This window comes from Streptomyces sp. NPDC127097 (genome assembly GCF_042724075.1).
In the GTDB taxonomy this organism is placed as follows: Bacteria; Actinomycetota; Actinomycetes; order Streptomycetales; family Streptomycetaceae; genus Streptomyces.
The window spans coordinates 178,589-201,028 of sequence record NZ_JBHXFI010000006.1 but is presented as its reverse complement, the minus strand read 5'-3'; the positions used below and the strand labels follow the sequence as shown (position 1 = coordinate 201,028).

Below are 22,440 nucleotides of genomic sequence, written 5' to 3'. Positions count from 1 at the left end.
ACCGGGACGACCCTCCGCCTTGCGATCGCGCTCGGCATCCAGTGGCTCTTTCGAGGAGCCGAGACGAAGCGAGCGCAGCGAGTGAAGTGCACCAGGCGCCGCGAGGCCCGCCCTACGGGCGAACGACGGGACTTTGAAGACAGGCCCTAGCCCTTACATCCCGGCGCCGCGTGCAACCATGTCGCAACCTTGCACGGGGTTAACTGGCACCGCCGCCGCCGGGACGGCTCGGCGGGCCCGGTCCGGGCGGGCCCGGGCGGCCGCCCCGTCCCGCCGGACGACATCCGTTTCCGCCGGTCAGGAGCGTCATGGCCAGGAGAGGACGACACATGTACCCACCGGGGACGATGAATCCGCCGGTCAGCCGCGCCGCGATGAAGCCGGGCCGGTTCTGATGGCCGGCGGCGACGGGTGCGAGACGGCCGCTCCGGGCCCCGCGGCCCCGGAGGGCCCGGCGCGGATCGGGCTCACCGCGGCGGCGACCGAACTGCTGCGGCTGCTGCGGAAGGAGCACGGTCCGCTGATGTTCCACCAGTCCGGCGGCTGCTGCGACGGCAGCGCCCCCATGTGCTACCCGGCGGGGGAATTCCGTACGGGATCGTCTGATGTGCTGCTGGCCCGGCTGGGCGTGGCGGGCGTGCCGGAGCCGGTGGACTTCTGGATGTCGGCCGACCAGTTCGCGCGCTGGCAGCACACGCATCTGACGGTGGACGTCGTGCCGGGGCGGGGCAGTGGGTTCTCGCTGGAGGCGCCGGAGGGGGTGCGCTTTCTGATCCGCTCGCGGTTGTTCACCGAGGAGGAACGCGCGGGTCTCAGCGGCTGAAAGGGGCGTGCGCGGGCTACCGGGAGACGCCGGTCGGGCACAGAGTGAGGCCCCACGCACGGGGGAGAGCGTGGGGCCTCACTTGTAGAAACGGGTGGCGGGCGGTTCGGGTTCCCGCACGGTGAAGATTTCGCGAGAAAATCTTGTACGGACCGCCGGTGCCGGTCCGCCTCGTCCCTCAGGCTTCGCCCTGCACCAGCCGTTCCAGCATCTTCTGGAAGTCCGCGTCCGCCACCACCCGCAGCCCGTCCCCGTCCGGCTCGCTCAGCGGGGTCATCACGCCCCGGCGCCACCAGAACACCCTGGGGCTGATCGCGCCCGCCGCGTCCTCGTGACCGGCCGCCGCGAACTGCGCCATGGCCTGAAGCGCCGGGATGACCTGCGCGTCGTGGATGCGGTGGAACGCCAGCTGGTGCCGGAAGGGCAGGGCGACCAGCGCACCGTCCGGCGTGAGCTCGGTGCCCATGAGCCGCTGCACCAGCTCGTCCAGGACCAGCACCCGGCTCGCGGTGAAGAACGAGTCGCCGAGCAGCACCTCGAACGCCGAGCCGTCACCGCGCCGCACCGTCTCATGCCCTTCGACCGGCAGCGCCCGCAGATTGTTCATCGCCCGGATCCGCAGCTCGGCCACGTCCCCGAGATCGGTCAGCGAGTCCTCGCTGAGCATCTGCACCGCCTCCGGCAGATCGAGGGCGAGCACCTCCCGCAGCCCCGGCGCCGGCGCCCGGCCGTAGCGGAAGGAGTCCGAGGCGGGCAGCGTCTCCTGGGCGACCACACGGGGGTACAGACAGGCCCGGATCTCGTCCTCGCTGAGGATCTCCAGCGGCTGCGGGCCGTCCATCGTACGGAGCACCTTGCCGACGTGATCCCGGATCAGCGCGGGCCAGCTGCGCTCCCCGCGCCGGTCGCGGTGGCACACCGCGGCGAGGTTGCCGAGGCCGAACTGCCGACCCGCGGAGTCGGTGACCACGCCCGCGTACGCGGTGACTTCGAGCCCCCGTTCCGCGAATGCCTGCCGGACCTGTGATCTGAAGACACCGCCCTCGCGCTCGGAGAAGAAGCTGAACTCCCCGTCGCGTGCCAGGTCGCGGGAATCCCGCTTCGGTCCTCGGCGGAACAGGCCCATCTCTTCCTCCCGGCAGCGGCCACGCACAACGGCCATGAATGGGCCGATCGTAACGGGTGCCCCGCCGGCCTCGTCGCCCTGCTCGCCGCCGTTCACGGAGGTGACCGGCGCAGGGAGACGGGGCGGCGGGGACGGGAGGGAGGAGAGGGGTCGGCCCTCAGCCGCCGATCGTGACGTCGATACAGGCGTAGAAGGCATTCGTGGTGTCGGCGATGTTCCAGACCGCGAGAATCTTCTGCTTGCCGGTGATGCCACCGAAGTTGACGGTGTGCGAGACCGTCGCCGGGGGCTGAGCCCCTCCGTCGTTGAACTCGGCGACCTTCTTCCCGCCGACGAAGTACTGCCAGGTGCTGGTGGAATGGCGGGCGGTCAGCCGCCAGTTGAAGGTCTGTGAGCGGCCGACCGGGGTGACCTTCCAGCCCTTGCTGTCATCGTCGAGTTCGGCGAACCGGCTGTTGCCACCGCTACAGCTGGTCAGCCCCTTGGGGCCCTCGACGCTCTGCGGCTCCCACTTGATCGGACCGCAATCGATACTGCCCGCGGCGCACTGCGCCTGCCGGCTGGGCGGCGAGGACACATAGCCGTGCGCACTGGCCGGGTTGACCGGCAGGGTGACGACGAGCAGCGGGGCGATGCCCGCGCCGAGGGCGAGGGCGAGCTTCCTTTTTCTGTGCATGTCAAACCTTTCGCGAGAGAGGCCGCCACGCGAGAACAGCGGACCCGACGCCGCCGCGGCGCCGCACGTCCGCCCGGGGGAAGCCTCGTTGAGGGGGGTGGATGACGCGAAGGTGCACACCAATTGGTCTAGACTTTACTCTCTGACCGCGTACGGTCAAGAGGCGCGGCGCGTGTTGCCGTGCCGCGGCCGGTCATGGCGGCGAGTGATGTGTGTCGGGGTCTCAGGCGCACAACTGACCTTGCCCGCAGTCTTCTTGACGTGCCGTCAGACCTGCAAGGCGCCCCGGTCAGCGAGCCGGAGAGACCCCGGCCGGCACGCTGGAGGCCCGGACCACCAGCCGCGGCGCCAGCCGGACCGTGCGGCGCGGGCCGGGCTCCGCGGCGGACGGCCGGTGGCTCAGCAGACGGGCGGCCTCGGCGGCCAGTTCGCCGACCGGCTGGCGGACGGTGGTCAGCGCCGGGTCGGCGAGGCCGGCGAGCGGGATGTCGTCGAAGCCGGTCACGGCGACCTCGCCCGGTACGTCCGCACCGAGCTGCCGCAGCCGCTGAAGGGCACCGGCGGCGATGAGGTCATTGGCGCAGATCAGGGCGTCCGGCCGGGAGGGCCAGACACGGTCGACGGCGGCCCGCCCCCACTCCACCGAGAAGTCGCCGAGCTCGACGCGCCCGGGGGCTTCGGAGTCCAGCGCCGCGGCCCCGGCCTCGTACGCCGCGCGCCGCTCGACCGCCGCCGACGCGGTCCCGGCGGCTCCCACGAAGCAGGGGCGGCGGCGGCCGGTGGCGGCCAGATGATCGAGTACGAGGGCCATACCGGCGGCGTTGTCGACGGCGACGGAGTCGGCGACGCCGGGGCCGCAGCCGCGGTCGAGCAGCACCAGTGGGACCTGCGCGGCCGCGCTCGCCACCGCGTCCCGGCTGCGCCGCTCATCGACGGGGATCAGCAACAGCGCATCGACCCGCCGTCCCAGGAACGCGCCGATCCGGGCCGCCTCGGTCACCGGGTCGTCGTCGCAGTCGGCGAGCAGCACGGCCCGCCCCTCGGCGTGCAGCGCGTGTTCCAGCTCCCGGACGAGGGAGGGGAAGAACGGGTTGGTGATCTGCGGCAGGACGAGACCGACGGTGCCGGTGGAGCGGCTGCGCAGGGCGCGGGCCACATGGTTGGGGCGGTAGCCCAGCCGCTCGGCCGCCTCGCGTACCGTGCGGGCGGTCTCGACGCCGACCGGACGGGTGCCGGCCAGCACGCGGGAGACCGTGGCGACGGAGCAGCCCGACGCCAGCGCGACGTCCTTCAGCGTGACTTCGGCCACCGTCTCCCGGCTCCCTTCGCTCGGCCCGCCCGGACCGGAGGGAGCATACGCCCCTGTGCCTGCCTGGCAAACGTTGTCCCACGAGAGGTGGTGAGAGGTGGTTCTCCCCGCCACACCGGCCGCAGTTCGTCCCGATAACGCCCGGTACGCCAGAGATTGAACCGTTGACAACCGGCCAGTCCATGGGTCAAGTTTCCGGAGAACGTTTTCCCGTGTTGCTCGCTCGTGGCTGACTTCCCGCCCGGGCTCGCCATGGGTGACCGCCGGGCGCGCTGTGCACCGGAGCCCATGCCGGCCCCGCACCACCACTCCGCACCACACTTCCGAGCAGCAGAGCAAAGGGGCTCTTCCGTTGGCCAGAAAGATCATCCTCGACTGCGACCCGGGGCATGACGATGCGATCGCCATGCTCCTGGCACATGGCAATCCCGATGTCGAGCTGGTCGCCGTGACGACCGTGGTCGGGAACCAGACGCTGGAGAAGGTGACCCGCAACGCGCTGTCCGTGGCGCGGATCGCCGGGATCACGGGCGTGCCCTTCGCCGCCGGCTGCCCGCGTCCGCTGGTCCGGGCCATCGAGACGGCGCCGGACATCCACGGCGAGACCGGTCTGGACGGCCCGGAGCTGCCCGAGCCGGCCATCGAGCTGGACCGCCGGCACGCGGTGGACCTGATCATCGACACCGTGATGTCGCACGAGCCCGGCGAGATCACCATCGTGCCGACCGCGGGGCTGACGAACATCGCGCTGGCCGTACGCAAGGAGCCGCGGATCGCGGAGCGGGTCCGTGAGGTCGTCCTGATGGGCGGCGGCTACCACGAGGGCAACTGGAGCGCGGTCGCCGAGTTCAACATCATCATCGACCCCGAGGCCGCGCACATCGTCTTCAACGAGCGCTGGCCGGTCACCATGGTCGGCCTCGATCTGACGCACCAGGCACTGGCGACCCCCGAGGTCGATGCGAAGATCGCCGCGGTCGGCACCCGCCCCGCCAAGTTCGTCGGTGAGCTGCTGGACTTCTTCCGCGAGGCGTACCGCGAGAACCAGGGCTTCGACCACCCGCCGGTGCACGACCCGTGCGCGGTGGCCTATGTGATCGACCCGGACGTCATGACCGTGCGCAAGGCCCCGGTGGACATCGAGCTGCGCGGTGCGCTGACGGTCGGGATGACCGTGACGGACTTCCGGGCGCCCGCCCCCGAGGACTGCACCACCCAGGTCGCGGTCAGGCTCGACCACGAGCGGTTCTGGAACCTCGTCGTGGACGCGCTCGAGCGGATCGGCGACGTCGAGGCATGAACGCTCCCACCGAGACGAACACTCCCACCGAGATGAACACCACGACCGACCGGCGCCCCGCCGAGGGGACCGGCGGCGGATCCGGGGTCCGTATCGGCGTGCTGGTCACCGCGCTGCTCGCGGCCTGTTTCGCCTTCCAGCTCAACGCCAGCATGCTCAGCCCCGCGCTGAAGAACATCGAGGACACCCTCGGCGCCAGCTCCGCGGAGATCGGCCTCACCCAGACCGCGTTCTTCACCTCCGCGGCGCTGTTCTCGCTCTTCCTCCCGCGGCTCGGCGATGTCCTCGGGCGCCGCCGGGTGCTGGCCGGAATGCTCGGCCTGATGGTCGTCGGCTGCCTCGTCGCCGCGCTGGCGACCAGCGTGCCGATGCTGTTCGCCGGCCGGGTCATCCAGGGCGTCTCCGGTCCGGTCGTCCCGCTGTGTCTGATCATGCTGCGGGTGGAGGTGCGGGAGCCGAAGCGGTACGGCACCCTGCTGGGCGTGATCACCGCCGTCAACGGCGGGATCGCCGGTGTCGACTCCCTCGCGGGCGGCTACCTGGCCGACAGCCACGGCTTCCAGTCGGTGTTCTGGTCGATGGCGGTCGTCGCCGCCCTGGCCACCGTCCTGGTCGCCACCCTGACCCCCGAGTCGAAGGCGCCCGCCGCGACCCGGATGGACTGGCCCGGGGTCGCGCTGCTCGTGGTCTCGGTCGGCTCGCTGCTGATCGCGCTCAACGAGGCGGGCAAGCTGGCCGCCGCCAACTGGCCGCTGATCGCCGTCCTGCTGGTCCTGTCCGCGGCCGCCTTCGCGCTGTTCTGGCGGACCGAGAACCGCAGCGGGCACCCCCTGGTCGCCACCCGGCACCTCAAGCAGCGGGCGACCTGGGCGACCCTGCTGACCACCGTGCTCACCATGACCGGTGTGTTCGCCGTCATGAACGGACTGATCCCGGCCTTCGCGCAGGACGCCCAGGCCGGACTCGGCATGAGCGCCGAGCAGTCCGCGTGGTGGACGCTGTCACCGTACGCGCTCGCCGGACTCGCCATGGGCCCGCTGGCCGGCCGCCTGGCCGCCACCTTCGGCTACGGCCGCGTCCTGCGCTGCGGCCTGGCCGGGTCGGTGGCGACCGTCGCGCTGATGCTGCTCACGATGCACAGCCAGTCGCGGATCCTGCTGCTGGTGACGTCCGTCCTGGTGGGGATCGCCTACGCGGGTGTGGCGAACATCGTCCTCAACGGACTGGGCATCGTCCTCTCCCCCAGCGAGAACCCGGGCTTCCTGCCCGGTCTGAACGCGGGCGCCTTCAACCTCGGCGCGGGGCTCAGCTTCGCGCTCCTGTACGCGGTCAAGACCGCCGCGTCACCGGCGGACCCGTCGTCCTCCGGCGGCTACACCGCCGGCATGATCGCGGGCGTGGTCATCCTCGCCGCGGCCATCGCGACGTCCTTCCTGATCCCGAAGCCGGTGGCGGCCGAAGCACAGGACTGAGGCGCACGCCGGACACCACGGGCCGCCCGCCGACCACGAAATCCGGTCGGCTGGCGGCCCGTTGTGGTGTCCGCCGTCAGTGGTCTCCGCGGTCAGTGGTGTCCGCGCGCGGTGTCCGCGGCCCCGCCGAAGAGCCGTGCCACGGCGCGGAAGGGCAGGGTGACGACGGTGGCGACGGCGCCACCGATCGACCGGAGAACGTCCGCTATCGCGTGCAACATGAGTGAACCTCCGTCATGGCCGTCCGGCACCACCTGAAGTGCCGCCGCCGGCCGGGTCGATGGGCCGGGTCGATGGGTCGGGTCGATGGGTCGGGAGCGTCTGCCGGGGCGGCAGATCACCCGGTTGTCGTGTCCTCCGTCCAGCGCAGGATGGCGCCGAGCCCGCCGGACGGTGCCCGCTCGGGGTCACGGACCACCACGATGTCGGCGCCGCTCGCCGCCGCCGACCGCACCAGTGCGTCGTCCGCCCGTGCGGCGGCCGGACGCGTCTCGCCGAGGTACTGCAACTCCGTTCCCCGTACGCCGAGTTGATCGGCCTCGGAGCCCACCCAGACCTGCCGGGCGATGTCCGAGCCGTGCGGGCTGACGAGCAAGGTGTCGATCCGGTGTTCCCGGGCCGCCTCGACCAGGGCGGGGATGCCGGCCGCGGCGTGCGGGGCGCTCTTGCCTCCCGGCCCCGCACCGGTGCGGAAGCGGTCCGCCACCTGCGCGATGTGCTCACGCTCCTGAACTGCCCTGACCTGGGCGATGTCCCGGTCCACCAGCGTACTCTCGGCACCGGCGGCCCGCCCGCCGTGTTCGCTCTCGTAGGTGAGGGCGCGCAGCGGTTCGGGCAGCTTGTCGTGCACCAGGTGGCGTTCGCGGGCGTCGCCGATCAGGACGATGGCCTCGGCGGCGCACTCCTCGAACGCCTTGCGCACCGCGTCGGCGATCTCTCCCGCGTTGTGTTCCCAGGTGTTCTCCACCTTGGCCTGGAAGTGGCCTTCGGACCAGTCACCCGAGGCGGTGCGGTGCAGGGGCCAGTCGGCGCCGCTGACCTGGCCGGCGTCGTCGGTGCCCCGTTCGCCGAGGACGGCGAAGTCCGCTCCCGCACGGTCCAGACGGACCACCAGGCAGACCGGGTCGTCGCCGACCGCCGCCAGGAAGGGAGTGACTCTGGGCACCGGCCCCCAGGCCGCGAACGGGGTGGCAGGAGGCCCGGGAAGCGGGGTGTCGAGCACGATCTCACCATGGGCGGCGAACAGCACCCGCCCGGAGTGCTCCCCGGACTCGCCTTCGTGCCGCGTGAGCAGCGCTTCGTGCACCGCACCGCAGGTGGCCTCGTCCGCGCCGAGCGCGAACAACTGCGCCGTGGTGGCGCTCGCCGTCAACTCTTGCTGTTTCGCGGCGTCCTCGGTGCTGTGCGAGATATCGGCATAGACGGATGCCCAGGGGCCTGGCCGGTCGATGACCGGTTGCAGGAGCGAGATTCGCATGGCGCTGCCTCCTTGGCTTCCTCGGATTCCGTGGATTCTCCTGTGGTACGTGAGCCGTCATCGGTGGGCTGCCTTACGAATTCCCGTTCCCGAAAGGCGTATGCATCCAGGGCATATGCATCTGCCGTTACGTTCCGTGGCCGGCCGCGTAATTTCCGTAGGCATGGTTGAAACGGCGCCGCCGGGTTGTTAGGGCTGGGGGACCAGGGAAACTGGGAGTAACGCGACGGGTCTGTATGACTCGTGGAGCCGGAGGCACCCATGGTCATGGAACACGGAACGGACAAGACCGGCCCCGCCCGGGACGAGATGATGAAGAAGCAACTACGGGGGCAATTGACGGCGGAGCGCGCCCTGCGCACGGACGAGGAGCATGAACTCCAGCCGGCGGGCGAGGACCAGCCGGTCGCGGCGTGGTCACCCGAGAGCGAGTTCCGGGGCGGCACACCGAGCGGCATGACCGAGGAGGACGTGGGACTGCGCTCCGAACTCGCCCAGCACCTCGGGCGCAGCCTGTACCCGGCCGACAAGAACACGATCATCGAGACCCTGCGGCGCAACAACGCACCGGACCGGCTGGTCGCCATGGCCGAGCGGCTGCCCGCACACGAGCGGTTCGGCAATGTGCAGAGCGTCGCCGAGGCCGTCGGGATCGCGACGGAACACCGGCGCGCCTGAGGCCGGGCCCGGTCCGCGCGTCCTGGCGCTGCCGGGAGCCACCAGGAGGCGGACAATTGGTCGTAGCGCACCTGCCGCACCCCGCGGCCGGGCGGATGGACGGGAAGAGGGAGGGCGGTTATGTCCGACGACGCGATGGGCGACGAGGTCTACCAGCCGCCCAGATCCGATCCCCGGGACAACCCCAACGCCCTCGACATGGAGGACGCGCTGGACGAGCCGGACCTCGACCAGACGCTGGACACCGGCTATTCGCCGCCCGAGCGGCCCTTCGTGGTGAACCACGAGGGGACCACCGCGCGCGAGCTGCACGACCGTGAATCGCTGGAGCACCGGCTGTCGGTGGAGGTACCGGAGGTCTCCGTACCGGACGGCGACGGGATCGGCGATCTCCCGGGCGGGGTGGGGGAACCGACCGACCTCGAATGCGGCGACGAGCGGGCCGGCCGGCTCGTGGGCTCCGACGAGGGGTTCTGGCGCGGCGGCAGCAATGACATCGCCGCCCGGGACGTCGGGATCGACGGCGGCGCCGCGTCGGCGGAGGAGGCGGCTGTGCATATCGCCCGGGACGACGCGGGGGACGGGGACAGGGAGGTCTGAGGGCTGCCTCCAGGCCCCCTCACAGGACGTCGGAGTCCGCCGAGCGCACGATCCGGGCCTGCATATTGCGCTCCATCATGCGCAGCGCGGCGGCCGCGAGGTCCTCATGGATATACGCACAGGCGTCCTCGGCGACGATGACCGGAATATGCCGGATATGTGCGTCGAGCGCCGAATAGAGCACGCATTGTTCGGTGACCTGGCCACAGAGCACGATCGTGTCGATGCCGTGCTGCCGCAGCAGATATTCCAGCGGCGTTTCAAAGAAGACCGAGTGCCGTGCTTTCACCACGAACAGCGATTTCTCGTCCGGCCGGACCGGCTCCACCAGTTCGGCGTGCGGGCCGCTCAGTACGGCGTCCAGGAGTTCGTCGTGGTGTGAGCGCCACAGGCCGAAATTGTCATTGACGTAGATGATCTCGACGTCGTTCTTTCGGGCCCGTTCGATCAGCGCGGTGATATGCGGCAGGGCCTGTCGTACCGAGGGCAGGAGCAGTTCCGCGTCCGCGTGCTCATAGGAATTGAGCATGTCGATCACGATGAGCGCCTTGCCGGACATGGCGTCCCCGGTCAGCCGGGCCGTCCCGGGCCCTCTTCGGCGGCCACCCGCTTCAGGGTGCGGCCGCTGCGTACGGAGCGGGCCCGCCGGGCGTCCGGCGTACCGCCCCGCCCGGCCCGGCCGTCGTTCTCCTTGACCAGCAGCCAGGACTCCCGCTTCCCGGGGCCCTCACCGGTACGGAACCGGGTCAGCGCATAGCCGCCGTGGAGCTTGCTGCCGTCGAGCCAGAAGGAGACATGGCCGTCCTCCAGTGCCTGGCCGAACGACAGCGTGCGGCCCTTCTTCTTCCGGGGCAGCGGGCGGTAGCTCCCCTGGTCCCAGACGATCACGGTGCCGGCGCCGTACTCCCCCTGCGGGATCACGCCCTCGAATTCCCGGTACTCCAGCGGATGGTCCTCGGTGGGCATCGCCAGCCGCTTGTCGTGCGGGTCGGTGGACGGCCCCTTGGGGACGGACCAGGACTTCAGCACCCCGTCGACCTCCAGCCGGAAGTCGAAGTGCAGGGTGCTCGCGTCGTGGATCTGGACGACGAAGGACGAGGTGTCCCCGGCCGCCGCCGGGGCGCCCGCCGGCTCGCGCGTCCGGTCGAAGTGCCGTTTGCCGCGGTATGCCGTCAGTCCGTCCTTGGCGCCCATGTGCCCGCCTGCCCTTCGTGCCGGTGGCCGCATCTCTCACTGTCGCGCGGGGCGCCCGGCGACGCATGTGCGGCCGGTCCGGCGCTGCTCGCCGGCCCGGCCCGCACCCGCTTCGGTGTCTTCGCGGCCGCCCTCGCGTCCGCGCGGGACCCGGCCTGCCCGGTCCTTCCCAACGTGCCGCCCAGGGGCCGCCGCCCGCAGAATGACAGGGAACCCATGTGTACCCGGCCGCACACCGGTTAGCCGACAAGGCACCACGGTGTGCCCGCGCCGGCCGTCGGCCCGCACCGGACGGTGGCCCTGTTCGGCCCGGCGCTCACGCACCATCCTCGACCGCGGGAGTCCACGTGAAGCGACGTCGTCCTCGGATCGTGATCGTCGGAGCCGGCTTCGCCGGTTACGAATGCGCCCGCACGCTCTCCCGGCAGGCCAAGGGGGCCGCCGAGATCGTGCTCATCAACCCCCATGACTACTTTCTGTATGTGCCGCTGCTGCCGGAGGTGGCGGCCGGAGTCCTGGAGCCCCGCCGGATCTCGGTCTCGCTCACCGGGACCCTGCCGGGCGTCCGGCTCGTCCTGGGCGAGGCCCATGACCTGGACTTCGATGCCCGCCGGGTGGCCTACACCGACCCCGAGGACCGGGAGGGCTCGCTGACCTACGACCGGCTGGTGCTGACGGTCGGCAGCGTCAACAAACTGTTGCCCATCCCGGGCGTCGCCGAGCATGCCCACGGCTTCCGCGGGATGCCCGAGGCGCTGTACCTCCGCGACCACATCACCCGGCAGATCGAGCTGGCCGCCGCGGCCGAGGACCCGGCCGAGCGGGCCGCCAGGACCACCTTCGTCGTGGTGGGCGCCGGCTACACCGGGACCGAAGTCACCGCCCAGGGTGTGCGGTTCACCGACTCCCTGGTCCGGCAGAACACCGGCCTGCGGGACGGCCCGCGCCCCCGCTGGCTGCTGCTGGACCTCGCCGACCGGCTGCTGCCCGAACTCGACGAGCGGCTGTCCCGCACCGCCGACCGGGTCCTGCGCGCCCGCGGCGTCGAGGTCCGTACCCGCACCTCGGTCAAGGAGGCGACCCGGGACGGGGTCCTGCTGGACGACGGCGAGTTCGTCAGCAGCCGCTCCCTGATCTGGTGTGTGGGCGTACGGCCGGACCCGCTGGTCGAGTCCTGCGGGCTGCCCACCGACAAGGGGCGGCTGTGCGTCGACAAGTTCCTGGGAGTGCCCGGCCGGCCGGAGGTGTTCGCCTGTGGTGATGCCGCGGCCGTACCCGACCTGACCCGCCCCGGCGAGACGACGCCGATGACCGCCCAGCACGCCCAGCGGCAGGGCAAGGTCGCGGCGCACAACGTGGCGGCGTCCTGCGGGCAGGGCACCCCGCGGGCCTACGAGCACCATGACCTGGGCTTCATGGTGGACCTGGGCGGCATCCAGGCCGCCGCGAACCCGCTGCACGTCCCGCTGTCCGGCCCGCTCGCCGGGGTGGTCACCCGCGGCTACCACCTCCTGGCGATGCCGGGCAACCGCATCCGGGTGGCCACCGACTGGCTCCTGGACGCGGTGCTGCCGCGGCAGGCCGTCCAGCTGGGACTGGTCCGCTCCTGGTCGGTGCCGCTGGACACCGAAAGCCCCGAAGTGGCCCGGGTGGGCGGCACCTCGTGAGAGCCGGGCCGGCCGGGCCTTCCCCGGATGCCGGATGCGGAGGGTTCTGCTTGGCTTGCCGGTGAATGATCCGTGCGGCGTGTACGGGCGGTGTCCGCGAGCCGTCGACCACAGGATTCCGGAGGCGAGAGATGGACCTGCACCGCAGCCCGGTCGCCCGCGCCTGGCGCCATTGGCGCCGGCCCGCCGACCGCTCCGTGCCCCGCCGCTCCCTGGACGCGGAGGACACCAGCCGGCGCTTTCTGATGTACGGCGTCATGCCGCTCTGGTTCGTCCCCTCGGTGGCGGACTGGGTCATGCACCGGCGTACCCGGATCGAGGAGACCAGCGGTGTCCGGGAATCGGCGGTGCATGCGCTGATGATGGCGGAAGCCGGGGTGCCGGTCGCCATGGGGCTGCTGGCCAGGGTCAATCCGCTGGTCCTGACGGTCATGGGCGGTGCGGCCCTGGCGCACGGCGCCACCGCGCTGTGGGATGTGAGCCTGGCGACGACCGAGCGGGAGGTCCGTCCCATGGAGCAGCACATCCACAGCTTTCTGGAGGTGCTGCCGCTCACGGCGCTGGCGTTCCTCGCCTGTCTGCACGCCGACCAGGTCCGCGGCGCGCTGCGCGGCGGCCGCGGCGCCGATGACTGGAAGCTGCTGCCCAAGGAATCCCCGTTGCCCGTCCGCTATTTGGCCGGCATCGGACTCGGCCTCACCGTGTGCGTGGCGCTGCCGTACGCCGAGGAGATGACCCGGTGTCTCAAGGCCGCGCGGCGTCGCGGGACGCAGTGAGCGGGCAGCTCACGGAGCGCGCCGGGCAGGGCGGCCCGCGGACCCTGCCGCCGCTCCGTATCGTCGCGCCCGAGATCGAGGGCCCCGAGGACGTGGTGGCCGATGCCGACGGCACCCTCTTCGCGGGCGCCGCGGACGGTGCGATCTGGCGGCTGCGGGTCTCGGCGCCGGGCGCGGTGGACGAGGCAACGGCCGTGGCGCACACGGGTGGCAGACCGCTCGGCCTGCAACCGCTCCCCGGCGGTGAGCTGCTGGTCTGTGACGCCGTGCGCGGTCTGCTGTGCGTCGACCCGCGGCACGGGACCGTCCGGGTGCTCGCCGACGAGGTGGCCGGCGCGCCCCTGCGGTTCGCCAGCAATGTCACCACCGCGGCGGACGGCACCGTCTACTTCACCGTCTCCAGCCGTCGCTACGGCCTCGACGAGTGGCTCGGCGACTTCCTGGAGCACACCGGAACCGGACAGCTGCTGCGGCTGCGGCCCGGCGGCTCCCCCGAAGTCCTGCTGGACGGGCTCCAGTTCGCCAATGGCGTGGCCCTGGCGCCGGACGAATCCTTCCTGGCCGTGGCCGAGACCGGGGCCTGCCGCCTCACCCGCTACCGGCTCACCGGCCCCCGGGCCGGCACCGCCGACACCCTGGCCGACGGGCTGCCCGGCTACCCCGACAACATCTCCCCCGGCCCCGACGGCGCGTTCTGGGTGGCCCTGGCACGACCGCGGTCAGCCGGGGTGGCGTTGCTGCACGGTCTGCCGCGCGGGGCCCGGCGGACGGCCTGGGAGGTGCTGAAGCGGTTGCGGCTCTCGCTGCCTCCGCACCCGACGGCGCGGGTGCTGGCGGTCCGCCCCGACGGCGGCCCGGCCTGGGATCTGCGCGCCGTGCGGTCTCCGTACCGGATGGTCACCAGTGTCTGCCGGACGGCTGATCTCCTGGCTCTGGGCAGCGTCGCGGAACGCGGTATCGCCGTCTGCGCGTTCCCCGGCGCGGACGGCTCGTCCCCCGCGCGCTGACCCGCCGGACGAACGGCGCCCGCCCGCGCGGATTGTGCCGTGCGGCTACACCACCCGTTCCGCTTCGGCTTCCTCCTCCTCGGGGAGCCGCACATCGCTGACCGCGACATTGACCTCCACGACTTCGAGGCCGGTCATCCGCTCCACCGCGGAGATCACGTTCTCCCGCACCGCCTGCCCCACATCGGGGATGACCTCGCCGTACTCGACGACGATGTCCAGGTCCACCGCCGCCTGTTTCTCGCCGACTTCGACCTTGACGCCGTGCGTGGTGGTCGTGCCGCCCCCGGGTACGCGTTTGCGCAGGGCTCCCACCGACCGCGAGAGCCCGCTGCCCAGGGCATGGACTCCTGCCACATCACCGGCCGCCAGATAGGCGATCTTCGCGACCACACCGTCGGCGATCGTCGTCCGCCCCAGGCTCCCGGTGTTCCGCGACCCGCGCTCTGCGAACTCGGTCATTGCGCATCACCCCAGTGCTCCATTGAGGGGAAGTCTTCGGCCCTCTCTTCACGCTATGGCCGTACGGGTGACGCTGCCTCCCGAAACGGCCGCGACGGCCACGGGCCCCGCGGCCCGGCGCTCCCCCCTCGTTTGCCGTTACAGCAAGGGACCTTGTCATTTTCGCCGGTCCGGGCGGAACATCCCGGCAAGGGCGGCAGGCCACGGAAACGGCGCTGCCGCACCTCACCGAGGAGCACGGACCGAGGAGGACTCTCATGGCCCATGACGTCACCGTCCCGGACGAGGAGTACTGGGACACCCGCTACGCGCAGAGCGACCGGATGTGGAGCGGCCGCCCCAACTCCGCCCTGGTCCGGGAGGTCGGCGACCTCGCCCCGGGCAGCGCACTGGACCTGGGGTGCGGGGAAGGGGCGGACGCGATCTGGCTCGCCGAGCGGGGATGGGAGGTCACCGCCGTCGACATCTCCGGTGTCGCCCTCGGCCGGGCGGCCGGCCACGCGGCGGCGGCCGCGGTCACCGACCGCATCGCCTGGCAGCAGCACGACCTCGGTGCGACGTTTCCGGCGGGCACCTTCGATCTCGTCACGGCCCAGTTCCTGCACTCCCCCGGCGACGCCATGCCGCGCGAGGGCATCCTGCGGAAGGCCGCCGGCGCCGTCGCCCCCGGCGGCGTGCTGCTCATCGTGGGCCATGCGGGACTGCCCGCCTGGGAGCCCGACTCCGATGTGCACCTGCCCACCCCGGAGGAAGTCGTCGCGGGCCTCGGGCTCCCGGACGGCCAGTGGGACCTGCTGCGCTGCGAGGAACACCCGAGCTTCCGGACCGGCCACGACGGAAAGCCGGACCCCCGCACCGACAACACCGTGAAGCTCCGCCGCCGGACCGCCTGACACCTGCCGCGCCGACCCCGGCGAGCGGTCCCCACCCCACCGGAATGCGCCAAGTCCCGTATGAAACAAAGGTGTTGACCGCCGCCGGGGTCCGGGCCCCGCGATAAGGTCCTGGTGCCGGTCCCGCTCCCGGGCCCGCCGGGAGCGGGGGCGGCGGGGGCTCGCGGCCGTCAAGGACATCTGTCAAAAGGGTGCCGCTCCCGGTGGCGGATCCGTATCGTCTGCTCGCGCCGGAGCCTTCTCGCCCCGGGATCTCCTCGCGAGGTCTCCCCCCCCCGGGCGCCCGTGCCTTCGATGGCAGTGCCAGCAGCTAGGGAGCAATGGTGACACCCCTGATCGTACCCGTCATGATCACATTCGGGATATTCCTGCTCGCCATGGTGACCGTGGGCATCTGGACGTATCAGGACACCGTGACCTTCTCCGACTTCGCCCTGGGCGGGCGCCGGCTGAGCGCACCGCTGGCGGCGCTGTCCGCGGGCGCGAGTGACATGTCCGGCTGGCTGTTCCTGGGACTGCCCGGCGCGGTGTACGCGGCCGGGATCGGGGCGTCATGGATCGCCGTCGGCCTGGCCATCGGCACCTATCTCAACTGGCTTCTGGTCGCGCCGCGGCTGCGCACGTACACCGAGCTGGCCGGCGACGCCAAGACGCTCTCGGCGTATCTGGAGGAACGGTTCGAGGACGGCAGCAGAATGCTGCGCCTGGTCTCGGCGACCGTCACCGTGGTGTTCTTCACCGTCTACGTCGCGAGCGGACTCCTGGCCGGGGGCGTGCTGTTCGAGGGCATCTTCGGCGGCGGCTTCGAGTTCGCGCTCACCGTCTTCGCCGTGGTGATCGTCGTCTACACCGTCCTCGGCGGCTTCCGTGCGGTGAGTGTGACGCACTCGATCCAGGCCACGGTGATGTTCTGCGCGGCGGTGGCACTCCCCGCGATCGGCATCGCGATGCTGGGCGGCTTCGGCGCACTGCACGGAGCACTCACCCGCAAGAGCCCCGCCCTGCTCGACATGGGGGCGGAGGCCGGCTTCGACGGCAGCCGGTGGACGTCCGGTGAGCCGCTCGGCGCGGTGGCGGTCATCTCCCTGCTCGCCTGGGGCCTGGGCTACTTCGGCCAGCCCCACATCCTGGCCCGCTTCATGAGCATCCGCAGCACCCGCGAGATACCCCGGGCCCGCAGGATCGGCGTGGGCTGGGTGGTCGTCTGTCTGGCGGGCGCCTCGCTCGTGGGGCTGGTGGGCATCGCCGCGCTCGACCGGGCGCCGGACAACCCGGAGACCGTCTTCATCGCGCTCTGCGCCCAGTTGGTCAATCCCTGGGTCGCCGGCATCCTGCTGGTCGGTGTGCTGGCCGCGATCAAGTCCACCGCGGACAGCCAGCTGCTGGTCTCCGCGATGGCCCTCACCGAGGACTTCTACCGGGCGTTCGTCAAGCGGCAGGCATCGGACGCGTCCATGGTGCTGGCGGCCCGCGCGACGGTGGTCGTGGTCGCGCTGGTGGCCTACGTCATCGCCCTCAGCGGCGGCGCGGTCCTGGACATCGTCGCGTACGCCTGGGCGGGCTTCGGCTCGGCCTTCGGCCCGGTGATCCTGCTGTCGCTCTACTGGCCGCGGATGACCCGGGCCGGGGCGATGGCCGGGATTGTTACGGGGGCGGCCACCGTCGTCCTGTGGAAGCACATCGACCCGCTCCTCGGCCCGCTCCAGTCCGGCATCTACGAGATGGTGCCGGGGGTCCTCGCGGCCACCGCGGCGGCGCTGCTCTTCGGCAAGTTCGTCGGCCGGCCGCCGCGCCGCACCTGGTCGGGCTCCATGGAGCGGCGGCACGCCACGACGGTTCCGGTCGGCTGAGGTCAGTTTTTCCCCTCGGCGGCGCACGGCGGGGCCTGCCCCTGGGTCGTCAGACCCTGCCGGTAGGCACCGCAGGCGACCACGGAGACGGCCCCCTTGGCGCCCTGACGCAGCAGCACAAAGGTCTTGTCGGCCGGAGCCGCGTTGGCGCCCGCCTGGTAGGCGACGTAGCCGGTCGCTCCGTCGAAACTCATCCCGCTGGTGAGCGCGGTCAGCATGGACCGGCGGTCGGCGTGCTTGTCGCGGTACGTCACATCGGCGGCCCGGGAGAGGACATGGAAGGCGTCGTACGCCACCGCCGCATGGCCGTCCTGGCGCCAGGGGTCGGCGCCGTGCGTCGTGTCGTGCACGAAACGGTCGTAGGCCGCGACGAACTCCCGGGTCTTCCCGCTGGCCCGCGGGTCCGTGACCGGCATGCGATGTGACGAGTAGTAGAGCCGCAGCCAGCGCTTGTCACTGAAGGAGCCGGTCTGCGCCACCATCGTCAGCTCATTGCCGCCCAGCACCGTGATGTCGTCCTCGATACAGGTCCCCTGGGAGTTCAGCGCGTTGATGAAGGCGATGAAGTCCCGGGCCCGCGCGGACCAGAACACCATGGAGTTCGGCTGCGTCTTCAGCGCCCGGCACACCGTTTCCGCCAGGTCGTGGGCGCTGGAAACCCGGGGGGTGCCGGCGGGCGCCCGCCGGAAGTCGCCGTTCTGCGCGAAATTGATCACCTGCGAACTTCCCGGGAAGTCATGGCTGAACTTCCCGGTCAGGCTTCTGCTGTACAGATCCGCCGGGCTCTGCACGATGACGGCCCGTTCGGCCGTCATGCAGCCGCCCTCCCCGTTCCGCCGCGCCACGATGTCGGACTTGCTCGCGAAATCCGCCTCGATCCGGGACTCCGTGCTGTTGGCCGGCGCGAAGGGCCAGTAGCTCTGGTTGTCCCCGTCCAGCATCTCGTCGGCGGTGGCCGTCGTCCCGACGGTGGGGATGCCCGCCGCGCTGAGCACCTTCAGGGCGGCCCGGGTCTCGTCCCTGCTCTGGGAGTACCCGAGGACGCCGATGACCTGCTCGTAGGGCCTGCGGCGGCTGCCGTCGTCCTGCTCCGCCACCAGCTTGCGCGCTTCCTGCTCGGCGTCCCGGAATTCCGCTCCGGCACTGCGCACCTCCACGCGCAGCGGCACCCGGGTGTCATCGGAAATGGCTTCGTCGTTCAGCCTCCGCTGCCACAGTGCGATACCGCGCAGTTCCGGGATGCTGCCGTCGAACCGGGTGTTGATCTCGGTGGTCGGCCGGTTCGACTCGAAGGCCACCACGGTGCGGACCGTGCTGCCGGCCGCGGCGAGGGCCTCGGCCCGCTTGTTCTCCTTGCGGATCGCGCCGGCGGCGGCGTCGTACCACTCCTTGGGCCGGACGCCGACCGGCTCCGCCTGCGCGGAAGCGGCGACGGAGTCGTCCCCGCCGACGCAGGGGTGGGCCGGCGGCCCCTGGACCACCCCGACGACCCCTATGCCGAGCGCGGCTGCGGCCGCCACCGCGCCGGCCGTCACCAGCGAGGTCGTGGTCTGCCAACTGGTGCTGAAGGTCGCCGGGTTCACCTGCGCGATGGGCAGGCCGTGCCGGGTCAGCGGCTCGTCCCGGAACGTCACCAGGACCGGGGGGCCGTCCTTCTGGGTCAGTTGGAGTCCCGCCTGCGTGAGGTTGCTCTCCGCCGGGCCGCCCAGCTCCGCCAGCAGCGCGTCCGAGGGCCGGCCCACCGCGATGACCAGCGGCCCCGGCGGCTGCGTCGCGGCACGCGCCCGGTGGAACGCGCGCAGGAACCGCTCGGCCTGCCGCGCCCCCGGCGTTCCCTCCGGGGGCACCTCCACCAGCAGCACGGGCCGGGAGGTGCGGCGCCTGCGCCTGGGCACCAGCCGGCCGGGCTGCGGCACCCGCAGATCCTCCAGCAGCGCCCGCACCAGCAGATCCTCCAGCCGCTGGAGCGACTCCTCCCGTTGGGGGTGCGCCTCGTCGAGCGCCAGTCTCAGCACCTGCCGCTGGGCCATGTCGTCCAGCACCCGGAAGAGGTTCTCCTTGCCGCGCTCGGCGTGGAGTTCCGCACCGAGCCACCGCGTGCGGCGGAACGGCGACAGACGCATCGGCCGGATGAGCTGACGGGTCTTGCGGAGCGCCCACCACCAGCGTGGGAACGTCTGGGTGAGCGGTGTCCAGAGGATGCCGAGCAGCCAGCCGTGGAGCCCTTCGGCCGGAGGGTTCGCGCCGCCGCCGAGCCGCCAGAGAACGGCCGGCAGCCCGCCCAGTTGCACCCGCTGCACATAGGCCCGGTCCCGCAGCGCCTTGGCACCGGCGGCCGCTCCGCGGCCGGCTCCGTGTCCCATGACGTCCGCGATCACATCGCGCAGCAGCGCGGATTGCGGAAAGCGGTCGGGGGTCATGTGCCGGGGAATCCCGTATGCGAGCCGCTCCCCCGCCGCCGCGGCCAGCAGGCCGGTACCCGCGGCCCCGGCTTCCAGCGCGGCGTGCAGTATGAGTTTCCCCTTGTCGTCGAGCGGCTGCCGTAACGCCTCGAAGACCCGGCGGACCCGTCTGTCGTACTCCTCGCCGTGCCCCGGCACCCGTAGCAGGAACAGCGGCGGCTTGGTCGACAGATACGCGCGGTCCGCGGGAGCCAGCGCCGTGGGAAGCTGCGCGACGAACGTATCGGCACCGGTGTCGTCAGGAAAATGCGCAGGCACACCGAAAGGCACGGTCATGATTCCCCCGAATTCAAGTCACCCCACCCACAGGTGATTTGAACCATATCCGAATGCCCCTGCGGCAAACCCCGGAACGCGTCATCTCGGCAGGCGAAGAATTCGATCACCCGAGCCCCGCGCGGAATTGGCCCCCTTGCCCCTCCCTCCACCACCAGACCCCTTCCGCAGCAGGACCACTTCAATGCGTGTCGGCGGCTTCACCACAAGTAAGTGAACTGTCCGCATAGCGGGCGTTCACGCCGTACGCGCAACACGTCCCCCCACACTCGTCAGGCTCACCGAACGTCACCACCAATGAACAGGCACGACAATGAGTCGGACAAACACCCGGTCGCCCCAGTACTCCCCGGAGGCCGGGCAGAACTCCGAGTCCGTGTTGTCGCACGGCCTCAAGCAGCGCCATCTGTCGATGATCGCCCTCGGCGGGGTCATCGGCGCGGGGCTCTTCGTAGGCTCCGGAGTCGGCATCGCCGCGGCCGGGCCGGCCATCGTCCTCCTCTTCATGGGTACCGGCGCGCTGGTCATGCTGATCATGCGGATGCTCGGCGAGATGTCCGCGGCCCGGCCCTCCACCGGCTCGTTCTCGGTGCACGCCGAGGAGGAGGTCGGCTCCTGGGCGGGGACCACCTCGGGCTGGATGTACTGGCTGATGCTCTGCGCCGGCGTGGCCGCCGAGGCCACCGCGGCGGGCACGATCATGCACAACTGGGTGTCGTTCATCCCCGCCTACGGCTGGGTGGCGATCTTCATGGTGTTCTTCTGCGCCAGCAATCTGACCGCGGTCAAGAATTTCGGCGAGTTCGAGTTCTGGTTCTCGGCGATCAAGGTCACCACGATCGTCGCGTTTCTGGTGCTGGGTGTGCTCGGCATTCTCGGGGTGTTCGGCGACGCCCCCGGCACCAGCCATCTCACCGGCCACGGCGGCTTCTTCCCGACCGGTGTCGCCGGGCTCGCCGCCGGACTGCTGACCACCATTTCCGGGTTCGCCGGTCTGGAGACCGTCACCATCGCGGCGGCCGAGTCCGACAACCCGAGCCGGAACGTGGCCCGCGCCGTCCGCACCGCCGTCTGGCGCATCGCCGTCTTCTACATCGGCTCCATGGCCGTGGTCGTCACCCTGGTGCCGTGGAACGACCCGAAGGTCGCCACGGACGGCCCGTACGTCACCGTGCTCGACACGCTGGGGATCCCGGCGGCCGGCACGATCATGCAGATCGTGGTGCTGGTGGCGCTGCTCTCCGCGATGAACGCCAACATCTACGGCTCGTCGCGGATGGCGTACTCGCTCGTCAGCCGGGGGCAGGGCCCGCGCTTCCTGAGCAAGGTCACCAGGGGCGTGCCGGCGGCGGCGGTGCTGGCGTCCTGTGTGTTCGGCTTCGCGGCCGTGATCGCCGGGATCGTCTGGCCGACCACCGTGTTCGCCTGGCTGCTGAACATCGCCGGCTGCTCCGTGCTGGTCGTCTGGTCCATCGTCTGCCTCACCCAGCTGAAGATGCGGCGCCGCCTGGAGCGCGAGGCGCCCGAGCAGCTCTCGGTGCGGATGTGGGCCTTCCCCTATCTGACCTGGCTGACCTTCGCCGCCATCCTCGGTGTCTTCGCCGTGATGGCCGCCAGCCCGGACGGCCGTCAGCAGCTCATCGGCACGGCCGTCGTGGTGGCGGCGCTGGCCGGCGCCGGCCATCTCAAGCAGCGCCGCGACCGGGACCGGCGGGCCGCCGCCGACAGCTGAGCCGCACCTCGCCGGCTGAGCGCGCACATCGAGGCGGGGCAGATCAGCCGCCGTCGCCCCGCCAGATGTTGTCGAAGGCCGCCTTCTCGATGGCGCGGCGCTGCCGCTCCGCCGCCAGTTCCGTGACCGCGTCGTGGACGGCGGCGAGCACCGTGGACACCGCGTCATCGACCTCGGCCGGCTCGCCTCCGGTGTCCGTGCCGTTGACCCCGGCGGCCGTCGCGAGGGCGGTGAGGACGGTCTCCCGCGAGGTCCAGCGGTCCGCCGCCCGGCGGTGCGCGGGCGAATCGGCCAGCACCGTCTGCCCGGCCCCGAAGGGCCGCCAGCGACGGTGTTCCCGGGTGAGCTCCCCGTCGTCCTCCAGGGCGCTCAGATAGGCCGCCGCCAGGCCGTGACCCCGGCGCCACAGCCAGTCGTCGACCGACTCGTACGGCGCCTGCTGGACGAGCGCCGAGGCCGCCTGGTCCAACAGGCGGTCCGGGAGGGCCGGCCGGTACCCCGGCACGATCCGCTCACCGTCCAGTCGGACGGCCTCGGCGCTCAGCAGATCGATCAGTTCGGCCCCCGCGAGCGCGAGGGACAGGTCGCCCCGCTCCAGAGCGCCACCGGACTCCGCGTCCATGGCAACGATCATCAGGTCCCGCGGTGTGGTCATGGAGG

General features: G+C 71.5%; 21 protein-coding genes. 11 read left to right on the top strand and 10 right to left on the bottom strand.

All coding sequences use genetic code 11. From position 1 onward, the window contains the following. The first annotated feature begins 394 nt into the window (after positions 1 to 394). Positions 395 to 823, top strand: coding sequence for a DUF779 domain-containing protein (locus ACFWJW_RS08260; RefSeq protein ID WP_387236628.1), 429 nt, complete (start codon positions 395 to 397; stop codon positions 821 to 823). A gap of 178 nt (positions 824 to 1,001) precedes the next feature. On the opposite strand, the gene ACFWJW_RS08255 is transcribed toward ACFWJW_RS08260, so the two are convergent. The 3 genes from ACFWJW_RS08255 to ACFWJW_RS08245 form a co-directional block, all read right to left on the bottom strand. After that, positions 1,002 to 1,949 carry a hypothetical protein gene (locus ACFWJW_RS08255; protein ID WP_387236648.1) on the bottom strand — a complete coding sequence of 316 codons (948 nt, stop codon included), beginning with the start codon at positions 1,947 to 1,949 and terminating at the stop codon, positions 1,002 to 1,004. A gap of 157 nt (positions 1,950 to 2,106) precedes the next feature. Then, positions 2,107 to 2,625, bottom strand: coding sequence for a lytic polysaccharide monooxygenase auxiliary activity family 9 protein (locus ACFWJW_RS08250; RefSeq protein WP_387236626.1), 519 nt, complete (start codon positions 2,623 to 2,625; stop codon positions 2,107 to 2,109). A 289-nt stretch (positions 2,626 to 2,914) separates the two neighbouring features. After that, positions 2,915 to 3,934 carry a LacI family DNA-binding transcriptional regulator gene (locus tag ACFWJW_RS08245; RefSeq protein ID WP_387236624.1) on the bottom strand — a complete coding sequence of 340 codons (1,020 nt, stop codon included), beginning with the start codon at positions 3,932 to 3,934 and terminating at the stop codon, positions 2,915 to 2,917. Between the two features lie 352 nt (positions 3,935 to 4,286). On the opposite strand from ACFWJW_RS08245, the gene ACFWJW_RS08240 reads away from it, so the two are divergent. Then, positions 4,287 to 5,234 carry a nucleoside hydrolase gene (locus ACFWJW_RS08240; protein WP_387236622.1) on the top strand — a complete coding sequence of 316 codons (948 nt, stop codon included), beginning with the start codon at positions 4,287 to 4,289 and terminating at the stop codon, positions 5,232 to 5,234. A 32-nt stretch (positions 5,235 to 5,266) separates the two neighbouring features. Next, complete coding sequence (locus ACFWJW_RS08235) at positions 5,267 to 6,706, top strand: MFS transporter (RefSeq protein WP_387236646.1); 1,440 nt, start codon at positions 5,267 to 5,269, stop codon at positions 6,704 to 6,706. 92 nt (positions 6,707 to 6,798) lie between these two features. Here ACFWJW_RS08235 and ACFWJW_RS08230 read toward each other — a convergent pair whose 3' ends face one another. Both ACFWJW_RS08230 and ACFWJW_RS08225 read right to left on the bottom strand, forming a co-directional pair. Beyond that, positions 6,799 to 6,927, bottom strand: a complete 129-nt coding sequence (locus ACFWJW_RS08230; RefSeq protein WP_387236620.1) for an LPFR motif small protein — start codon at positions 6,925 to 6,927, stop codon at positions 6,799 to 6,801. A 116-nt stretch (positions 6,928 to 7,043) separates the two neighbouring features. Next, positions 7,044 to 8,183, bottom strand: coding sequence for a Vms1/Ankzf1 family peptidyl-tRNA hydrolase (locus ACFWJW_RS08225; protein WP_387236618.1), 1,140 nt, complete (start codon positions 8,181 to 8,183; stop codon positions 7,044 to 7,046). 261 nt (positions 8,184 to 8,444) lie between these two features. Between ACFWJW_RS08225 and ACFWJW_RS08220 the strand changes: the two genes are divergently transcribed. Then, on the top strand, positions 8,445 to 8,861 hold the full coding sequence (locus ACFWJW_RS08220) for a DUF2795 domain-containing protein (RefSeq protein WP_387236616.1): 417 nt from the start codon (positions 8,445 to 8,447) through the stop codon (positions 8,859 to 8,861). A 120-nt stretch (positions 8,862 to 8,981) separates the two neighbouring features. After that, a complete protein-coding gene (locus ACFWJW_RS08215) occupies positions 8,982 to 9,461 on the top strand; it encodes a DUF5709 domain-containing protein (RefSeq protein WP_387236614.1) in 480 nt (159 codons plus the stop codon). Between the two features lie 19 nt (positions 9,462 to 9,480). Here ACFWJW_RS08215 and ACFWJW_RS08210 read toward each other — a convergent pair whose 3' ends face one another. Together ACFWJW_RS08210 and ACFWJW_RS08205 are read right to left on the bottom strand one after the other, a co-directional pair. Then, positions 9,481 to 10,020, bottom strand: coding sequence for an isochorismatase family cysteine hydrolase (locus tag ACFWJW_RS08210; protein WP_387236612.1), 540 nt, complete (start codon positions 10,018 to 10,020; stop codon positions 9,481 to 9,483). Positions 10,021 to 10,031: 11 nt separating this feature from the next. After that, positions 10,032 to 10,655 carry a DNA polymerase ligase N-terminal domain-containing protein gene (locus tag ACFWJW_RS08205; protein WP_387236610.1) on the bottom strand — a complete coding sequence of 208 codons (624 nt, stop codon included), beginning with the start codon at positions 10,653 to 10,655 and terminating at the stop codon, positions 10,032 to 10,034. 371 nt (positions 10,656 to 11,026) lie between these two features. Between ACFWJW_RS08205 and ACFWJW_RS08200 the strand changes: the two genes are divergently transcribed. The 3 genes from ACFWJW_RS08200 to ACFWJW_RS08190 all read left to right on the top strand — a co-directional run bounded on the left by ACFWJW_RS08200 (position 11,027) and on the right by ACFWJW_RS08190 (position 14,105). Then, the gene (locus tag ACFWJW_RS08200) at positions 11,027 to 12,322 is read left to right on the top strand and encodes an NAD(P)/FAD-dependent oxidoreductase (RefSeq protein ID WP_387236644.1); all 1,296 of its coding nucleotides are present in this window, start codon (positions 11,027 to 11,029) and stop codon (positions 12,320 to 12,322) included. 131 nt (positions 12,323 to 12,453) lie between these two features. After that, positions 12,454 to 13,098: a diguanylate cyclase gene (locus ACFWJW_RS08195; protein WP_387236608.1), complete on the top strand. Its 645-nt coding sequence runs from the start codon at positions 12,454 to 12,456 to the stop codon at positions 13,096 to 13,098. Next, complete coding sequence (locus ACFWJW_RS08190; protein ID WP_387236606.1) at positions 13,062 to 14,105, top strand: SMP-30/gluconolactonase/LRE family protein; 1,044 nt, start codon at positions 13,062 to 13,064, stop codon at positions 14,103 to 14,105. The genes ACFWJW_RS08195 and ACFWJW_RS08190 overlap by 37 nt, the downstream gene beginning before the upstream one ends. Before the next feature lie 45 nt (positions 14,106 to 14,150). Here ACFWJW_RS08190 and ACFWJW_RS08185 read toward each other — a convergent pair whose 3' ends face one another. Then, the gene (locus tag ACFWJW_RS08185) at positions 14,151 to 14,567 is read right to left on the bottom strand and encodes an Asp23/Gls24 family envelope stress response protein (protein WP_387236604.1); all 417 of its coding nucleotides are present in this window, start codon (positions 14,565 to 14,567) and stop codon (positions 14,151 to 14,153) included. Positions 14,568 to 14,824: 257 nt separating this feature from the next. Between ACFWJW_RS08185 and ACFWJW_RS08180 the strand changes: the two genes are divergently transcribed. Further along, positions 14,825 to 15,460 carry a class I SAM-dependent methyltransferase gene (locus ACFWJW_RS08180; RefSeq protein ID WP_387236602.1) on the top strand — a complete coding sequence of 212 codons (636 nt, stop codon included), beginning with the start codon at positions 14,825 to 14,827 and terminating at the stop codon, positions 15,458 to 15,460. Between the two features lie 347 nt (positions 15,461 to 15,807). Then, entirely contained in the window at positions 15,808 to 17,310 is a 1,503-nt protein-coding gene (gene putP, locus ACFWJW_RS08175; RefSeq protein ID WP_387236601.1) for a sodium/proline symporter PutP, read from the top strand. Positions 17,311 to 17,312: 2 nt separating this feature from the next. Here the strand turns inward: putP and ACFWJW_RS08170 are convergent, their stop codons facing one another. Continuing rightward, complete coding sequence (locus ACFWJW_RS08170; RefSeq protein ID WP_387236599.1) at positions 17,313 to 20,030, bottom strand: ABC transporter substrate-binding protein; 2,718 nt, start codon at positions 20,028 to 20,030, stop codon at positions 17,313 to 17,315. Positions 20,031 to 20,361: 331 nt separating this feature from the next. Here ACFWJW_RS08170 and ACFWJW_RS08165 point away from each other — a divergent pair, with 331 nt between their 5' ends. Continuing rightward, on the top strand, positions 20,362 to 21,780 hold the full coding sequence (locus ACFWJW_RS08165) for an amino acid permease (RefSeq protein ID WP_387236597.1): 1,419 nt from the start codon (positions 20,362 to 20,364) through the stop codon (positions 21,778 to 21,780). 43 nt (positions 21,781 to 21,823) lie between these two features. On the opposite strand, the gene ACFWJW_RS08160 is transcribed toward ACFWJW_RS08165, so the two are convergent. Beyond that, positions 21,824 to 22,435 carry a GPP34 family phosphoprotein gene (locus tag ACFWJW_RS08160; RefSeq protein WP_387236595.1) on the bottom strand — a complete coding sequence of 204 codons (612 nt, stop codon included), beginning with the start codon at positions 22,433 to 22,435 and terminating at the stop codon, positions 21,824 to 21,826. Positions 22,436 to 22,440 lie beyond the last annotated feature (5 nt).

Excerpts from the sequence above, each read along its gene's own strand:
- ACFWJW_RS08165 (WP_387236597.1), top strand. The coding sequence starts at position 20,362 with ATGAGTCGGACAAACACCCGGTCGCCCCAGTACTCCCCGGAGGCCGGG.
- ACFWJW_RS08195 (WP_387236608.1), top strand. The coding sequence starts at position 12,454 with ATGGACCTGCACCGCAGCCCGGTCGCCCGCGCCTGGCGCCATTGGCGC.
- ACFWJW_RS08220 (WP_387236616.1), top strand. The coding sequence starts at position 8,445 with ATGGTCATGGAACACGGAACGGACAAGACCGGCCCCGCCCGGGACGAG.
- ACFWJW_RS08250 (WP_387236626.1), bottom strand. The coding sequence starts at position 2,625 with ATGCACAGAAAAAGGAAGCTCGCCCTCGCCCTCGGCGCGGGCATCGCC.
- ACFWJW_RS08215 (WP_387236614.1), top strand. The coding sequence starts at position 8,982 with ATGTCCGACGACGCGATGGGCGACGAGGTCTACCAGCCGCCCAGATCC.
- ACFWJW_RS08160 (WP_387236595.1), bottom strand. The coding sequence starts at position 22,435 with ATGACCACACCGCGGGACCTGATGATCGTTGCCATGGACGCGGAGTCC.
- ACFWJW_RS08205 (WP_387236610.1), bottom strand. The coding sequence starts at position 10,655 with ATGGGCGCCAAGGACGGACTGACGGCATACCGCGGCAAACGGCACTTC.
- ACFWJW_RS08230 (WP_387236620.1), bottom strand. The coding sequence starts at position 6,927 with ATGTTGCACGCGATAGCGGACGTTCTCCGGTCGATCGGTGGCGCCGTC.
- ACFWJW_RS08235 (WP_387236646.1), top strand. The coding sequence starts at position 5,267 with ATGAACACCACGACCGACCGGCGCCCCGCCGAGGGGACCGGCGGCGGA.
- ACFWJW_RS08180 (WP_387236602.1), top strand. The coding sequence starts at position 14,825 with ATGGCCCATGACGTCACCGTCCCGGACGAGGAGTACTGGGACACCCGC.
- ACFWJW_RS08210 (WP_387236612.1), bottom strand. The coding sequence starts at position 10,020 with ATGTCCGGCAAGGCGCTCATCGTGATCGACATGCTCAATTCCTATGAG.
- ACFWJW_RS08260 (WP_387236628.1), top strand. The coding sequence starts at position 395 with ATGGCCGGCGGCGACGGGTGCGAGACGGCCGCTCCGGGCCCCGCGGCC.
- ACFWJW_RS08255 (WP_387236648.1), bottom strand. The coding sequence starts at position 1,949 with ATGGGCCTGTTCCGCCGAGGACCGAAGCGGGATTCCCGCGACCTGGCA.
- ACFWJW_RS08185 (WP_387236604.1), bottom strand. The coding sequence starts at position 14,567 with ATGACCGAGTTCGCAGAGCGCGGGTCGCGGAACACCGGGAGCCTGGGG.
- putP (WP_387236601.1), top strand. The coding sequence starts at position 15,808 with ATGATCACATTCGGGATATTCCTGCTCGCCATGGTGACCGTGGGCATC.
- ACFWJW_RS08225 (WP_387236618.1), bottom strand. The coding sequence starts at position 8,183 with ATGCGAATCTCGCTCCTGCAACCGGTCATCGACCGGCCAGGCCCCTGG.